The organism is Novosphingobium sp. AAP83 (assembly GCF_001295795.1).
In the GTDB taxonomy this organism is placed as follows: domain Bacteria; phylum Pseudomonadota; class Alphaproteobacteria; order Sphingomonadales; family Sphingomonadaceae; genus Novosphingobium.
On sequence record NZ_LJHY01000075.1, the window covers coordinates 1 to 1,230 of the forward strand.

1 protein-coding gene is annotated in these 1,230 nt (G+C 39.3%); it reads right to left on the reverse strand.

The features are described from left to right. Positions 1-84: 84 nt before the first annotated feature. Positions 85-681, reverse strand: a complete 597-nt coding sequence (locus tag IP81_RS19225; RefSeq protein ID WP_197274712.1) for a hypothetical protein — start codon at positions 679-681, stop codon at positions 85-87. Between the last annotated feature and the right edge of the window lie 549 nt (positions 682-1,230).

A 1,230-nucleotide genomic window follows, 5' to 3' on the forward strand; every position in this document is an offset into this window, starting at 1 on the left:
TAAGTCGAATCCTAATATTCGATACACTCACGACAACAGGCTCAAAACCGAACGATATTGATACAGGTAGGACAGGATGGCGGATCAGGTAGTAGCAGCTAATGCCTGGGCATCAGACCTACGCTGCCTTCGCTCAGCATTGGTCAAAGGGAACTGGAAGCTCAAAGGCAAATCTGATTGCCAACCCATAGGATCGACGCCAGCCATAAACTTTGAAGCATATTGAATGGCTTTAGGTAGATCACTCGGCTCAGAACCAATGGCTTCACCATGCACAGCACGAACACCAGATAGTTTTGGATGCCATAAAATCGGCATAAACTGCTCCGCAAGCAAGCCGTCAAACTTCACAGAAATCTCATTCCTGATCAGATAGATCGAGTGAATATGAAGTGTTCCATCATCGTCCCATACGTGGTTATGGTGCTTGGAACCATTCACGTCCATAAAGTCAAAGGTAAGTGGATGAAGCTCGATCTTACCTGATCGACCTGCATTCTTCACTAAAGTTTGGACTAGATGGCTTTGAAACTTTTCATAGGTTTGCCATACATATGAGACTCTTTTAAACGTGATATCTCTTTCATAGATTTTACGGTTCATAGACTGGTTGGTTTTGAATCTATGATCTGAAATTTGCTTATAGAGTTCAGAAAGCATTGGTGATGAAGGATCATTCAATCTAATATGTTTGATACGATTCAAGATATCAGATTCAATATGGTCAGGTTCATGTGATAGCATGTTGAAAGATGTGCTTATGAGGTATGGCTTGTGTGTACCATTAGACAGGTGTGAAGATATGTTATCTTGATAGTGATTGATGATAGTTTTCTTGTGTTTCATAATTGATAGAGTTTCATAGTGTGTTTGGAATAGGTATGACAATAACAAGGGCTTGAATACCCATTTGAATGTCGGTGGAATGTCAGATGGAATTGTGAGCAATCACTCAGAGTTCACATAGAGACAAAATGTCACTACCAATGGTAGCAACACTATTTATTCTCTAATTTTATCGATTATGGCTTCTATGATCATCTTTTTTTGATCATATCTCTGTGATGGTATGCCTGTAGAGACCCATACCTCTTATGGCATATTATCTTTGTATTATTGCCTATAGAGTGTTATGGTAACTACCTTTGGTAGTTAGATCACTTTGTGATCCTTTTCACTCTGTGTCTCAGTAGTGATTCTCTATATACTATAATAGTATTTCATGCCGAC